At 40.9% G+C, this 15,795-nt stretch carries 10 protein-coding genes; 8 read left to right on the top strand and 2 right to left on the bottom strand.

Going from position 1 to position 15,795, the window contains the following annotated elements; genetic code table 11:
* Window positions 1–60: 60 nt before the first annotated feature.
* The 5 genes from ABJE44_RS06365 to ABJE44_RS06345 are packed head-to-tail and all read left to right on the top strand — an operon-like array spanning window position 61 to window position 7,866.
* Window positions 61–1,251, top strand: coding sequence for an efflux RND transporter periplasmic adaptor subunit (locus tag ABJE44_RS06365; protein ID WP_348110446.1), 1,191 nt, complete (start codon window positions 61–63; stop codon window positions 1,249–1,251).
* 3 nt (window positions 1,252–1,254) lie between these two features.
* The gene (locus ABJE44_RS06360) at window positions 1,255–4,419 is read left to right on the top strand and encodes an efflux RND transporter permease subunit (protein ID WP_348110445.1); all 3,165 of its coding nucleotides are present in this window, start codon (window positions 1,255–1,257) and stop codon (window positions 4,417–4,419) included.
* Window positions 4,412–5,842 (top strand): efflux transporter outer membrane subunit, encoded by a 1,431-nt coding sequence (locus tag ABJE44_RS06355; protein ID WP_348110444.1) that lies wholly within the window; start codon window positions 4,412–4,414, stop codon window positions 5,840–5,842. Before ABJE44_RS06360 ends, ABJE44_RS06355 begins: the two co-directional genes overlap by 8 nt.
* Before the next feature lie 15 nt (window positions 5,843–5,857).
* Window positions 5,858–6,553 (top strand): response regulator transcription factor, encoded by a 696-nt coding sequence (locus ABJE44_RS06350; RefSeq protein WP_348110443.1) that lies wholly within the window; start codon window positions 5,858–5,860, stop codon window positions 6,551–6,553.
* Window positions 6,553–7,866, top strand: a complete 1,314-nt coding sequence (locus ABJE44_RS06345; protein WP_348110442.1) for a HAMP domain-containing sensor histidine kinase — start codon at window positions 6,553–6,555, stop codon at window positions 7,864–7,866. Before ABJE44_RS06350 ends, ABJE44_RS06345 begins: the two co-directional genes overlap by 1 nt.
* A gap of 52 nt (window positions 7,867–7,918) precedes the next feature.
* Here ABJE44_RS06345 and add read toward each other — a convergent pair whose 3' ends face one another.
* Window positions 7,919–8,923, bottom strand: a complete 1,005-nt coding sequence (add, locus tag ABJE44_RS06340; RefSeq protein ID WP_348110441.1) for an adenosine deaminase — start codon at window positions 8,921–8,923, stop codon at window positions 7,919–7,921.
* A 196-nt stretch (window positions 8,924–9,119) separates the two neighbouring features.
* Window positions 9,120–10,052: a helix-turn-helix domain-containing protein gene (locus ABJE44_RS06335; protein WP_348110440.1), complete on the bottom strand. Its 933-nt coding sequence runs from the start codon at window positions 10,050–10,052 to the stop codon at window positions 9,120–9,122.
* Window positions 10,053–10,195: 143 nt separating this feature from the next.
* Between ABJE44_RS06335 and ABJE44_RS06330 the strand changes: the two genes are divergently transcribed.
* From ABJE44_RS06330 to ABJE44_RS06320, 3 genes are all read left to right on the top strand, one after another.
* The gene (locus ABJE44_RS06330; RefSeq protein ID WP_348110439.1) at window positions 10,196–11,716 is read left to right on the top strand and encodes an aldehyde dehydrogenase family protein; all 1,521 of its coding nucleotides are present in this window, start codon (window positions 10,196–10,198) and stop codon (window positions 11,714–11,716) included.
* Window positions 11,717–11,975: 259 nt separating this feature from the next.
* Window positions 11,976–15,230: a winged helix-turn-helix domain-containing protein gene (locus ABJE44_RS06325; RefSeq protein ID WP_348110438.1), complete on the top strand. Its 3,255-nt coding sequence runs from the start codon at window positions 11,976–11,978 to the stop codon at window positions 15,228–15,230.
* 25 nt (window positions 15,231–15,255) lie between these two features.
* The gene (locus ABJE44_RS06320) at window positions 15,256–15,624 is read left to right on the top strand and encodes a DP-EP family protein (RefSeq protein WP_348110437.1); all 369 of its coding nucleotides are present in this window, start codon (window positions 15,256–15,258) and stop codon (window positions 15,622–15,624) included.
* Window positions 15,625–15,795 lie beyond the last annotated feature (171 nt).

Below are 15,795 nucleotides of genomic sequence, written 5' to 3'. Positions count from 1 at the left end.
ATGAAAATTGAAGGGATAACAGCCTCAAGTTTTACAGTATTTAACGAGGCAAAATTCATTATGAAATTCTCAACACCCATTGCGGTTTTATTGCTGGCCACAACGGCTCTTGTGGCATGTCAAGAAGAGGCAGCTCCTAAAAAAAGTATGCCAACGCCAGCGGTATCTTATATCACGGTACAAGCTACACCCCACAAAATTGATACCAATATGCAAGGCCGTGTCGCTGCATCTTTAACTGCTGAAGTACGCCCTCAAGTGGGCGGGATTTTAGAACAGCGTTTATTCAAAGAAGGAAGTACAGTCAAAAAAGGGCAGTTACTTTACCAGATTAATGCTGCAACTTATCAAGCTGCCTACAATGAAGCGAAGGCCAACCTAAACAGTGCTAAAGCATCGGTAGAAACCGCCAAGTTAAAAGACCAACGTTACGCAAACTTATTAGAGATAGAAGGTGTATCACAACAAGATGCCGATGATGCTCACGCTACTTACCTCGAAGCAGTAGCAGACATTGAAAAATATCAGGCTGCTTTGGCAACCGCCAAAATCAATCTCAACTTTACTCAAGTAAAAGCCCCTATATCAGGAAATATTGGTATCTCTAGCGTGACTCAAGGGGCTTTGGTTACCGCAGAACAGACCACAGCTTTAGCTACGATACGCACCTTAGATCCTATCTATGTTGATATGACTAAAAGCAGTAAAGAGTTATTAAAACTTCGCCGTTTAATGAACGAAAGTGGTATTACTCAAGGCAATACAGAAGTCACGTTAATACTAGAAGATGGCAGCGAGTATGACTATAAAGGCCAACTTACCATGCAAGAAGTCTCAGTTGATTCATCAACTGGAACGGTAACCCTGCGAGCCGAATTCCCTAACCCAGATGGCATTTTACTCCCGGGTATGTTTGTTCGTGCAGCGGTAAATGAAGCTATAGATGCTAATGCCATTTTAGTGCCGCAACAAGGTGTCTACCATGCCGCTAAAGGTGATGCGTATGTTTATGTCATTAATGAAGACAACAAGGTAGAAAAACGCACTGTGACGACAGTCAATGCGGTAGATAACAAATGGTTTATCGACTCAGGTTTGTCAGTGAATGACAAACTTTTAGTAGAAGGCTCTAACAAAGTACGCCCGGGCAGTACGGTTAATCCAATTCAGGTAGAAATGGATAGCACTGGGACCATGATTACCGTTGCTGACAAACAGGATCAAATTCCTTCACTAGCAGGAGGCTTATAATTCATGTTTGCTCGCTTTTTTATCGACCGCCCCGTATTTGCTTGGGTTATCTCGGTTATTATTATGCTATCCGGTATTGCTTCAATTATGTCGTTACCGATAGCTCAGTATCCAAACGTTGCCCCTCCTGTTATTAGCATTAATACCTCTTACACAGGAGCCGATGCACAGACCGTTGAAAATAGTGTGACTCAAATATTAGAACAACAGTTAACTGGCCTTGACGGCTTATTATACTTTTCTTCTTCGAGCACATCAGACGGCTCAGCTTCGGTAAGTGTTACATTTGAGCTGGGGACCGACCCTGATTACGCGCAAATACAAGTGCAAAACAAGGTACAGCAGGTAACTTCGCGTTTTCCTGAGTCAGTACAAACACAAGGGGTGACGGTAACCAAATCCAATAGTGATTTTTTATTGGTTACCGCTATTTACGATGAAAACGACCAAGTATCTTCATTTGATATTGCAGATTACATCTCTTCAAATATCGAAAATGAATTAGCACGAATAAATGGGGTCGGTGATACTCGAGTATTTGGTTCAGAGTATGCCATGCGTATCTGGCTTAACCCTAACAAGTTAGCTGCTTATGAATTAATGCCATCAGATATTACCAGTGCTTTAAGTGCCCAAAACGTACAAATTGCTGCAGGTAAAATTGGCGCCACTCCAGCATTAGACAATCAAGAGTTGAACGCAACGGTCACCGCTCAGTCTATGATGTCTACCCCAGATGAATTTCGCAAAATCATTGTTAAATACAACAGCAGTGGTGCGAACGTACTTTTAGAAGATGTTGCAAGAGTTGAAATTGGCAGTGAAAGTTACACCAATATATCACGATTAAATAGCCACCCAGCATCGGGTATTGCAGTCATGCTTGCACCCGGAGCCAATGCCCTTGATACCGCAAACTTAGTAAAAGAAAAAGTCTCTGAGCTTTCTAAAAGCTTACCTGATGGTTATCAAGTGACTTTCCCAAGAGATAGTACTGACTTCATTAAAATATCAATCAGTGAAGTGGTTCAAACGTTAATTGAAGCAGTCATTCTAGTGGTGATTGTTATGTGGTTGTTTTTACAAAATTGGCGCGCCACTCTAATCCCAGCTATCGCTGTGCCGGTAGTGTTACTGGGTACCTTTGGGGTGCTTTCAGCATTTGGATTTTCCATAAACACACTCACTATGTTTGGCATAGTGTTATCAATAGGCCTTTTGGTTGATGATGCCATAGTGGTAGTAGAAAACGTTGAGCGCCTTATGCGAGAGAAGAACCTCTCTCCCCGAGATGCGACCATAGAGTCTATGTCTGAAATAAGTAGTGCCCTAATCGGTATTGCGGTGGTCCTTTCAGCTGTATTTTTGCCTATGGCATTTTTTGGTGGCTCTACTGGGGTTATCTATCAGCAATTTTCTGTTGCGATTGTATCTTCTATGACCTTGTCAGTTATCGTAGCCTTGACCCTTAGCCCAATGCTTTGTGCAAGCTTGCTGACCAAAACCGATCACAACAGTGAAAAAGGTTTCTTTGCTAAATTTAACCGCTCGTTTGACCGCTTAACTACCTCTTACACAGGTCATGTTAAACATATCATCAGCCATAAAATACGTTGGATATTGGTATATGGTGTCATCATTGCAATCTTAGGTTTACTCGTAGTACGTATGCCAACTGGTTTCTTACCCCAAGAAGACCAAGGCAGCACTATGTTTCAAATAAGCTTACCATCTGGTGCTTCAATCAAACGTACGACTGCCGTTGCAGAGCAAGTAGAAGAGTACCTGTTAACCGAAGAAGCTGAAGACGTTACCCGAGCATTTACTATTTCTGGATTTAACTTCACAGGAACAGGACAAAATGCCGGAATGGGGTTTGTTGGATTAACACCTTGGAGTGAGCGCCCTTCTGAAGAACAGAGCGCAGATGCGTTAATCGCCCGTATGAATAAAAACCTTTCATCCATTCGTGATGCCAGTGTATTCGCCATGCAGCAGCCTGTAATACGTGGATTAGGTCAAAGCAATGGTTTTACCTTTGAATTACAAGCCGCCTCAGGAACTAGTCGTGAAGAGTTAGTCGAATTAAAAGATGAACTACTTAACAGAGCCAGACAAAGCGAATTTCTTACCGGCGTCCGTGAAGGAGCGCTGAGTAATACTCCTCAGCTGAAAATAGATATAGATAATTCCAAAGCCACTAGCTTAGGCTTAGCACTGTCAGATGTATCAAGTACCTTGACCTCTGCATGGGCCGGCTCATACGTAAATGACTTTATTGACAATGGTCGAGTGAAGAAGGTTTATGTGGAAAGTGACGCACAATTTCGTTCAAAACCAGAAGACTTATACCAATGGCATGTAAGAGGAACAGATACAGATGGCGACGCCACCATGACGCCGTTCTCAGCTTTTAGTTCTTCTTCTTGGTCGATGGCACCCCAAAGCTTATCGCGCTTTAACGGTATTGCTTCTTACCAAATACAAGGCGCCTCTGCTAGTGGCGTAAGTTCAGGCCAAGCTATGGCTGAAATGGAGCGTTTGGCTGCTGAAGTAGGCCAAGGAAAATTAAGTTATGCCTGGAGCGGCTTGTCTTATCAAGAAAAGATATCTAGCGGACAATCAACTGCCCTGTATGCCATCTCTATTTTGGTTGTGTTCTTAGTGCTGGCAGCATTATATGAAAGCTGGTCTGTTCCTTTCTCGGTGATTATGGTTATTCCATTAGGCTTAGTGGGAGCGGCTTTAGCCAGTACAATGCGTGGACTAGACAATGACATCTACTTCCAAGTAGCACTGCTTACCACAATAGGACTGGCATCTAAAAACGCGATTCTAATTGTGGAGTTTGCTGAGGCCTCTTATCAAAAAGGTTCTTCATTAATAAGCGCTGCAACTGAAGCGGCAAAATTACGCTTGCGCCCAATAATCATGACCTCATTGGCATTTATGCTCGGTACCTTACCATTAGCACTGTCTTCTGGAGCCGGCGCAAACAGTCGTATATCCATAGGCACAGGTATTGTAGGTGGGACTTTCACCGCAACTATTTTAGGTATTTTCTTTGTTCCTATGTTTTTTGTATTAATTCGCGGTTTTTTCCCAAAGAGACGACCTGTTTATGAAGACGATAACTCTGTTAAAACATTGGAGACTTCTAATGATTAATGTTTTACCTCGATCCTTCATCCGTATGGGGATTTTACCCACAGTAAGTGTTTTATTTCTAGCTGGCTGTACCTTAGCGCCTGAGTACTCTCGCTCTGAGTTACCTGTACCTACTGAGTGGGAAAATTCAGCCGCAACAAAAATGGCAGGTATGTCTGATCAGCAAGCTGATACTCTACCTTGGCAGCAGTTTATTAAGGATGAACGCTTAACCCAGTTAATTGAATTGGCGCTCAATAATAATAGAAGCTTACGCCAGACATTAGAAGACGTTGAGTCTGCACGGGCAATATATCGCATCCAATATGCAGAATTATATCCGCAAATTGATGCTAACTTAGGTGGTACTCGTAGCAAGGCTTCAAGTGGCGAGATATCTACCGGCTACGAAGCCAGTATTGGTTTAACTAGTTACGAAATTGACTTGTTTGGCAAAAACCAAAGCTTGAGCACGGCTGACATGGAGTCTTACTTAGCAAGTGAAGAAACCGCGAAAGCCGCCAAAATTGCGCTAATTAGTGAAATTGCGAATGCATGGTTAACCTTAGCCGCTGACAACAACCAACTAAGTCTTGCCAAAGAAACCAAAGTCAATGCTCAGAAAACCTTAGATATCACCAATAAGCGTTTAGAATTTGGAGTTGATTCAAAAATTGATGTAGCCAGTGCTGAAACTGTGTATTACAGCGCTGGTTCTGATATTGCCAGTTACAGCACCCAAGTATCTCAAGATTTTAACGCATTGAGGCTGCTAGTGGGTGATGATATTGCACCAGAATTACTGCCAGCCTCCTTACCTGATGACACTGACTTTGTGAGTGACGTACCAGTTGGACTTTCTTCAGATGTATTACTCGCTCGCCCTGATGTATTGGCCGCAGAGCATGATTTAAAATCTGCCAATGCCGATATTGGTGCAGCCCGTGCAGCATATTTTCCTTCTATTAATTTAACGGCTACAGGTGGCCTAGCAAGTTCGGTGTTAGCCGATATTTTTACCGGAGGCGCTAGCTCAATCTGGACTATCGCACCCACCATCAGCTTGCCAATATTTAGTGCAGGGGCCAATGACGCTAATTTAGATTACAGCGAGTCACAGCAACGTAAATATTTAGCCGCCTATGAATATGCGATTCAAAGTGCGTTCTCAGAAGTAGCAGATGCCTTAGCCCGCAGAGCTACAATTCAAGCGCAACTTGATGCAGAAAAAGCATTAGTATCTGCAGCCACGCGAAGTTACGATTTATCGCTTGCGAGATACAAAGGCGGCATAGACACCTTTCAAAGTGCTTTAGAGGCACAGCGAACTATGTATCAAGCCAAACAATCACTTATTATCAGTAAGCAAGCAGACTTAAATAATCGTATTACTCTCTATCGTGTGTTGGGTGGCGGGTTAGCTGAAACAACCAATTCAAACTAAAAAGGAATACACTTTATGATGAATGTACTCTTGGTTGAAGATGACATAGATCTCGCCACAACCATAGTTGAATATCTGGAAATTGAGTCTATTGATTGCGACCATGCTAGTAACGGATTAATGGGTCTACATTTAATCGAAAGCAATCAATATCAAATGATTATGTTGGATATTAACATGCCGAAAATGGACGGTTTAACCTTGTGCAATACCCTGCGTGAAAAAGGCATCGACATTCCTATTTTAATGTTAACCGCACGTGATAGCCTTGAGAACAAGCTTCAAGGATTTGAAGCAGGCACTGATGATTATTTAGTCAAACCCTTTGCCATGAAAGAGCTAGTCGCTAGGGTGCAGGTGTTAGCTAAACGCAAAAGTGGAGAGGTTAAAACCCTTAAACTTGGGGACTTAACACTAGACTTAAGTGAGCTTAGCGCAAATTTAAACCAACACCCCTTAAAACTATCACCCATTGCCTATAAACTATTAGAAGTGCTTGTAAGGGCTAGCCCCAAGACAGCCACCCGTCAGCATATTATGCAAACTGTTTGGGGCGATGAACAACCAGATAGTAATAGCTTGAAAGTACACATTTACCATTTGCGTAAACAACTTGAGAGCGTGCCGAGTAATATTAAATTAGAAACTGTTTCTGGAATTGGCTTTGCCATGAAAGCAGAAGATAAAATGGAAAACCATGGAGTCCAATAGTGAAAATTAGACCAAGCCTAAAGCTGTACTTTTTTATCAGTGTACTTTTACTTGGTTCTGTTATGGCTATTGGCTTTTCATTTTTGAGTGTTAATTACTTCATTGACGGGCTAGACAGAAGCTTAAATGGAGTCATGTTTGAACTAGCCAAGACAGCAGATGTAAAAGATGAACATCCAGTCGACATAGCAGGTATTAATATCGCAAGTCGCTGGCAAGATACGCCAGAAGTCATTCAACGCAGCTTTGTTAATCCGCCTTCAGTGATTGGTGATTTACAAAAGCAAAAAGTCCAAACTACGATTTTCACTATGCCCAAAAGCGTGTACTTTTTAGTGCTATTTGAAAGCCCAGAAGGTGAACCAAGATTCATTTCTAGAGTCATGCTTGAAAAAGACTTTATTGCATCTACAAATGCAATAAAACCAAGCCACCGCTTATTTTGGACGTTTGTAGTGGCCATATTAGCTATCGTTTTATTCGCATTTTTACTCTTCATGATTATGCGAAAAATCGCCAGACCAATAGAATCTTTAAGAAATTGGGCAAAATCATTGAATCCTAAAAATGTCCAAGCTCCACCTCCTGATTTTACGTATAACGAGTTGAATGTACTTGCCTCTTTAATTCAAGGCAGTCTAATTTCAACCCACCAGAGCCTAGAGCGAGAGCAACGCTTTTTAAGTTATGCGAGCCATGAAATACGGACGCCTATTGCAGTGATACGCAGCAACGTAGAGCTACTACAAAGACTTAACGAAAAACAGCCCACCACTGAAAAGCAACACTTAGTGTTAGAGCGTATTCAAAGAGCTGGGCTTACCATGAGTAATTTGACCGACACCTTACTATGGTTAAGCCGTAACGAAGAACTCAATGTAGCGCCCGAACCTTTAAATTTAGAAAAAGAAGTACAGCAAGCCTGTGTGGATTTGGAGTATTTACTGAAAGGAAAAAACGTAGAGGTTACCGTTCAAAGTGAAGCCCATAAGGTGGACACCATAGCCGTAGCTTGCCATATCGTTATTAACAACTTAATCCGCAACGCCTATCAGCACACCCAAGAAGGTCAAGTGCTTATCAAACAACAAGGTAGCCGCATTACTATTCTAAATAGCAATAGTAAAAGTGATACTGGGCAACAAAAATCAGACGCTAATCAAGTCGCCTTTGGAGAGGGTTACGGTTTAGGGTTACAACTAAGTGAAAAAATAGTGCAGCACCATAATTGGTACTATGAAAAAACCAACACTCAAGAATACTATCAAGCGGTAGTCGATTTTGAAAAACAAGGGAATTCTGTAAATGAATAAATTAAGCCTTTTAACAAGGCTTAATTCAATTTTAATCTAGCTACCTAGGGTGCTAATGCTGGGCAACAAAATCATCAACCTGCGCCAGATAGCTGTTTTTAGTTGCCTCATCTAACCATGAAACTTTAAATGCATTACTCACCATAGTGGTAATTTGCTCTTGGTCAAAACCTCCTTCTTTTTGTAACTCTAGAAAATTCTCATTTAAATAAGCACGAAAATAAGCAGGATCATCTGAATTAATTGTCACTAACATGTCTTTATTGAGCATGGTGTGGATCTCATCAGAAGTGAGAGACTGCACCACAAAACGGTTAGATACTGGGCAAACAGTTAAGCCTAGCTTTTTATCTTTAATCATCTCACATAGTGCATCACTTTCTAATGAATTGACGCCGTGATCAATTCGGTCAACTTCAATGGTATTAATGCACTGATCGATATGAGTCAGGGTATTAAGTTGATTTACATCACAGTGCATAGTGAGTTTTAAACCCATTGCTTTTGCTTTAGTAAATACCTCTGCAAACTTAATAGGTGGGTTATTGCGTTCGTCTGAATCCAAGCCCACACCGACTATCCAGTCTAGGTAAGGCTTGGCCATGTCTAAATGTTCCATGGCAGACTTAGCGCTCATATCTCTTAAAAAGCATAAGATGAGTTGGCTCTTAATGCCTAGCTTTTCTTCAGCATCGAGCTGGGCCTTATGGATACCCGTGATCACAGTTTCAAAACTAACGCCCCTTGAAGTGTGACCTTGAGGGTCGAAAAATAACTCTGCGTAAACCACTTCTTGGCTTCGTGCTTTGCTTAAATATGCGTAGGTTAACTGGTAGAAATCGTCTTCATCTAGCAGCACATTCATACCCGCATAATAAATGCTTAGAAACGAAGGTAGATCATGAAAGTCATAGGCTGCAACTAAAGCTTCCGGTGTTTCAAAAGGAATATCTACACCATTCTTTTTTGCCAATGCAAAACTAAGCTCTGGCTCTAAGGTGCCTTCTAAGTGCACATGTAACTCTGCTTTGGGAATATTTTCGATAAAGGATTGCATAAGTGAGTCTCTTAAGTTTTATTCAGTTAACAGATTAAGCAAATTTGGTACCCATGGGTATAACGCTAGGTTTTATAGAAAACATTCAAAAATCGGGTAAGTTAAGCACTCAAAACTGTGTAAAACACAAAAAATACGCACTGTCTAAGTGCAGCACATTGACTCAAAAAGAGAGTAAATACGGCTTGGAGTTTACTTAATGACTAATGTTTTTTCTTGAATATAGCGAAGGCGGCATATTAAATTGAGCTTGAAAGCGGCGGTTAAAGTGACTCAAATTAGCATAGCCCAACGAAAAACATACCTGACTCACTGATTCTCCAGCCTTTAGCCGTTCTGCGGCATTTTCTATACGTAGCTGCTGTTGCAAAGCTAAAGGGGTACAATCTAATTTCTGTTTAAAGCTTTGATAAAAGCGACTACGACTCATGCAAGCTATTTTGCACAAAACATCAATATCTAAATGCTCACTCAAATGGGTTTTAATATAATGAATAGCCGCTTGTAAACCACTGTTATCTGAGTGGGCTTCGGAGTCTGCTAGAGCGAGATCTCTGGCTTGATGCTTGAGTATTCTGGCCACCAGCTCTGATACACCAAAATCGATAACCAAATTTCGTTCGTTTTCATTCTCAACAAAGCAATTAAATAACCGCTCTAATAACATTTGCGTGCCCTCAGAATGTTGGGTGTGTAAATGTTTGTCAGACAATAATTGCCAACTATCCAATGTTAATGGGGCACCAAGTTTCACATCTAACTGCTGTGCTAATAAGGCAATACGCTCACTACTAATTTCTATTGTTAAACAACGGGTGGGTTTGTCCATAGTCGCTTCTGGAAAATCAATAGCGACTGAGGTGTTTGCTGACATCACAAAAGACTGGTGTGGGATAAACTCTTGAGACTGTAAGGTTTGTAATTGCGGGTGCATTCCATGTAACACCTTCTTACCTTGTATCATGCCGCAATACAGTAAACCCGAAGAGTGTAACAACACTTTTTCAGCAGGCAGGTAGGTATCATAAATACTTAATTCAGAATCAGGCCCCGCAAAACTCACTCGGTTCTCAATCAGTTTTTTAGGTTGACTTAAACCTAACCGGCTAACAAGTGCTTCATTATTCATTGTGTACTCACCCAAGTTAATCATGGATTGTCAGACAAGCGATATGTACTCCCAGACAAGTACTACTCAACCACCCTGCATTATATTAACAACTGAAACGACATTAATTAAATATTTTTTAACATTAAAATTAAGGAAACGTCATGATTTATGCTAATCCTGGTTCACCCGATTCGTTAGTCACCTTTAAAAAACAATATCAAAACTTCATTGGTGGTGAGTGGGTAGCTCCCGTTAAAGGACGCTACTTTGATAACCTGAGCCCGATTGATGGAGAAAAGTTTTGTGAGATCCCCCGCTCTAGTGAAGAAGACATCAATCTAGCACTAGATGCAGCCCATAGCGCTAAAACGACTTGGGGCAAAACCTCTGTCACTGAGCGTTCAAATATATTATTGAAAATTGCTGATCGCATTGAACAGAACCTAGAATTATTAGCCGTTGCTGAAGCATGGGATAACGGTAAAGCGATACGTGAAACCCTAAATGCAGACATCCCTCTTGCAGCCGATCACTTTCGTTATTTTGCTGGGTGTATGCGAGCCGAAGAAGGGACCTTGGGTGAAATAGACGCCAACACAGTGTCGTATCATATTAATGAACCTCTGGGTGTGGTTGGGCAAATCATTCCTTGGAACTTCCCTATTTTAATGGCCGCATGGAAACTAGGCCCAGCACTGGTAACAGGCAACTGCGTAGTATTAAAACCAGCAGAACAAACCCCCGCGTCTATCTTGGTTCTAATAGAACTCATTGCCGATTTACTGCCACCAGGGGTCTTAAATATAGTCAATGGCTTTGGTATTGAAGCAGGTAATGCCCTTGCTACCAGTGATCGAATTGCCAAAATTGCTTTTACAGGTTCAACACCCGTTGGTATTCATATTTTAAAATGTGCCGCAGACAATATTATTCCCTCCACTGTAGAGCTTGGTGGAAAGTCTCCAAACCTTTACTTTAACGACATAATGAACTTCGAAGACAACTATTTAAGTAAATGTGTTGAAGGATTGGTACTCGCATTTTTCAATCAAGGAGAGGTCTGTACTTGTCCTTCTAGAGCACTTATTCAAGAAGATATTTACGACCCATTTATGGAGCTTGTTGTTGAGCGAACAAATAGCATAGTGCGAGGCAACCCTTTAGATACCGATACTCAAGTGGGTGCTCAGGTATCTAATGAACAATATGAGAAAATACTTGGGTATATCGATGTGGGCCAAAAAGAAGGGGCAAAAATATTAACTGGTGGTGGCCCAGCCAATCTATCAGGCCCGTTTAATAAAGGGTATTACGTACAACCGACTTTACTTGAAGGTAAAAATGATATGCGAGTCTTCCAAGAGGAAATTTTTGGTCCTGTTGTTGGAGTCACCACCTTTAAAGATGAAGCAGAAGCCATTGCCATAGCGAACGATAGCATGTTTGGTTTAGGTGCCGGGTTATGGACCAGAGACATGAACCGAGCATACAAACTAGGGCGAGAAATTCAAGCGGGACGTATCTGGACTAACTGTTATCACGCCTATCCCGCACATGCTGCCTTTGGGGGTTACAAAAAATCAGGCATTGGTCGAGAAACCCATAAACTCGCGATCGGTAGTTATCAACAAACTAAAAACCTGTTAGTAAGCTACGATACCGACCCGTTAGGTTTCTTCTAAAACATCCCCACTCAATCAAGATTGGCGAACAGAGGTTCGCCAATTTTCTTTATAAGTCAGTATATTAGACATACATACTCTATAACTTTTAAAGCTTAAAAGTTTTTTAATGCATAGGTGATAACTACTCCACAATCGTTTATATTCGCTGTATACATATTTAGTGTTTGTAATGATCAAGCAAACAAGCAGCCCCAATGAATTTGAAAATATCTGTTTTACAACATGCTTTAGCTGTTGATAAAAAGTGGAGTAAAATGTGTTAAAAAAAGGCAAAGACCTTTTCTTTCTGCAAGATTGGCAAGTAAACCCTAGCACCAATACTTTGCAACGGGGCGAGCAAACTAAGCAGCTTGAGCCGAAAGCCATGGATGTATTGTTACTATTATGCAACCAGCAAGGTAATGTATTAAGCGCTGATGAAATCGCTACTCAATGTTGGGGTGGCATTGATATTGGCGATAATCCAGTGCACAAAGCCGTGACACAACTGCGCAAAGCCCTAGGCGACAAAGCCAGTGCCCCTACCTATATTGAAACCATTCGTAAACGTGGCTACCACATTATTGCCCAGCTAGATTTTCCATTAGATGAAGAATTAAAAGCAGCACAATCGACTTGGCATGATGCTTCTCCGTTCCCTGGCTTAGTGCCGTTTTCAGCAAAAGATGCGCAAGTCTTTTTTGGCCGTAATGAACAAATAGCGACCTTATTGGAGCGTATTTCAAACCAGGTAAATGCTAAACATGCATTTACCTTAATTTTAGGTCCTAGCGGTACCGGTAAATCCTCTTTAGTTAATGCTGGTTTGTTACCAAGGCTAACCAATGAGAATGGTTACAATGGTATAGGGGTGGTATCTCATACCAGTATCGATTTTGCCGATATTAGCCAAGAACGTCTATTTATTGATTTAGCCTCAGCCATGCTTGATTGGGATGTAAATGACCACCCTGTTTTCGATGGTATGAGTGCAGAGGACTTGGCAATACAGTTACAAAATAATACCCCTCTATCTATTCAACAATGTATTGAAGCCCTAAAACTGTCTCTAAATGGATATGGCACACCGCAATTTTTACTTTTCATTGACCGCTTAGAAGTACTCTTATCTTCACCCATTTTTAGCGACACTGAACGGCTAACGTTTCTTAGCTTAATTGAAACGCTAACTACCAGTGGAACAATAATTGTTGTCAGCGCATGCCGCAATGACTTCTATCCTTTAGTGGTAAATCATCCAAGCTTAATGGCCAATAAAGGGGCTGGCGGACATTTTGATTTGCTGGCACCAACCCGCGCAGAGTTGATGCAAATGATCCGCCTACCTGCGGTAGCTGCCAACCTAACCTGGTCAACAGACAAAGATAACGCCACCCCACTAGACCAACTTCTTTGTGACGAAGCTGCCCATAACCCTGATGCTTTACCCATGTTGCAATACACCTTACAAGAACTGTACTTACAACGCAGTATTGAAAATGAATTACAAGTTGAAGTATACAAAGCTCTTGGCGGCATTGAAGGGGCCATAGGTAAAAAAGCCGAAGAAGTTTACCAACAATTACCGCCAGCGCATCAACCACAATTGGCCACAGTATTATCGCGACTCATCACTTTAAGCCCAGATGGCGAAACCATCACCAGTCGCGCTGCTCGTTGGTCGCAGCTTACCTTAGAAAGTGAAACAGCCTTAGTTCAAGCTATGGTCGATAGCCGCTTGTTTGTGTCCCATCTACAAAACGGCGAACCGTGTTTTAGTTTGGCCCACGAGGCTTTATTAAGAAGATGGCCCAGAGCCAGCGAATGGATAAATCAACACAAAGACAGCTTGGCTATTAAAAGCCGTTTACAACAACTAACCGAACGTTGGGTTAAAGAAGGCAAAAGTTCCGCGTACTTGTTACCAAAAGGTAAGCCCTTAGAAGAAGCCGTCAGTTTACAATCAATGCCAGTGTTCACATTAGATAGTGATGAACTAGCCCTACTCAAAGCATCACAACAAAAAGTCACAACAAAACGCTGGATCAACCGCTCTATTATAACGCTGCTATGTTTATTGACCTTCACCGCCATATTTATGAGTGTAAAAAGCCAACAAGCCGAAGCTATTGCTCAGCAAAAACGACTAGATGCTGAAAGTCTACTTGGCTTTATGGTGGGAGAGTTTGCCGACAAGTTGCGCAGTGTTAAACGGATGGACTTACTCGATGGTATTAGTAACAAAGCCTTAGAGTATTTTAGTACTGAAATAGACGAAAGCATCAATTTCAATGGGCAGTTTCAGCATGCTCAAACATTAATGGCTATGGGGGAAGTGGCTTATTCACGGGCTAAAAACGATGAAGCGCAACAGGCCTTTACGTCAGCCAAGTTAATCCTCGATAATTTGTTTCAACAGCAGCCTGTAAAGATGGCACTTTTAAAAAACTTGGGGGCAAACGCTTTTTGGTTGGGCCAGCTTAAGTATGATGAGAGTGATTTTGAAGGGGCTCAGCCATTGTTTGAGTTGTATCGAGATTACAGTGAAAAGATGAACGAGCTGGAACCGGATAATGAGGATGGCTGGCTAGAACGGTCTTACGCTGAAGAAACATTAGGCGTTTTATTTATGAAACTTCAAGAATATTCAGAAGCAAAAAATGCATTTCAAGTTTCATTAAAAATGAAGAAAGACTTAATAAAGCATAAAAAACAGGATAATGGATTACGTTTTGATATAGCGAAGAACTTATCTTGGTTAGTTAGTGCAGAATTACATTTAGGGAATTTGCCTTTATCACAAACTCTACATGAACAAGGACAGAGAGAATTAGAGATATTACTCCAAGATTCACAAACAGACGCATATGTTATGGAAATATTAGCTTTGTCCTTTTACATGAAGTCCGTCTATATTCTTGAGTTTCAAGCTAAGTTTACCCAAGCCCTCCAGTACATATCTAAGGCTGAAAGGTTATTAAAACTAGCTTTAGAACAAGACCCGCAAAATGAAGACTGGAAAGCCCAATTGCTCAACCTAGATATCCTGCGTTTTAGATTGTCTTCTAGCAGTAACATCACAAGTACATTCTCAGATAATATCAATGAATCATTTGACAATGTAAACGAAAAAACACTCGGTTTCTCTACGGTAATAAATGACGTTATTGGCTATTTTCAAAATTTAAAAGATTGGAAATCAAGTAGTAAATTTATCACGCTAGGCAATAAATATTATAAGGAGATGGGAGTTTCTTTAAAAAGTAACCCAGAGAAGATTAGAGCGCTTGCAGAGTTTCAGCTGCTACAAGCAAAGCAGTTTTCGTATTCCAATAAAATAGAAAAAAAAATAACAAGCTGTAAAAGTGCTATCCAAGATCTTTTGCCGTTAATACGAAAAAGTCTCAGCCCTCACTATTTGTTACCCTTTGTGAAAGCTCATGATTGTCTGGGAACTACAGATACAGTAAAGGGTGAAATTAATGTTTTGCAAAAAATGGGAATAACCCACATAGATTTTATTCAATCGTAATCAACTGTAAATGGAGAAAAGAACAATGAGCAATCAAAACCCACCAGTTTTTAGCTTTAACGTAAAAGTAATCGTAAATAATAACCAACCGACTTTTAGTTATACAGATATAGACGGTAACCCAAGTGACGGTAATGTGACAGTAAGCGTTGATAATACTAAAATTATTTATCGTCTTGCTACCGCAGTTAACCCAGAAGAACGTTTTGATTTTGACAAACCAGAGATAACAGGTGATACCGGCAGCGATTTAACCTATAGAATATCTGCAGATAAACAAACTATTACCATTGTGGATACTGATGCGGATAAAGAAGATGTTTGTTTAAAATTAGTTGTTAGCAAATCTTACACTAGTCCGGACCCAACAATTACTAATAAAGGTCGAGAGTAAATCCTCTAAAATTTTATAGTGACCCCATCTTAATTGAAATGACAAAACATTGATGATATTTGGGGTCTTTTGCCTAGAACCGTTAGCGTTTTTTGTTGTTTAAAAGCACGCAGAATCCGTTGAATTTTCTGTCTCCGATTTTCCATACCCAACGTATTTAAATGAATTAAC

The sequence above is a fragment of the Paraglaciecola sp. genome (assembly GCF_039942875.1).
In the GTDB taxonomy this organism is placed as follows: Bacteria; Pseudomonadota; Gammaproteobacteria; order Enterobacterales; family Alteromonadaceae; genus Paraglaciecola.
This window is presented reverse-complemented; position numbering and strand designations above follow the sequence as displayed.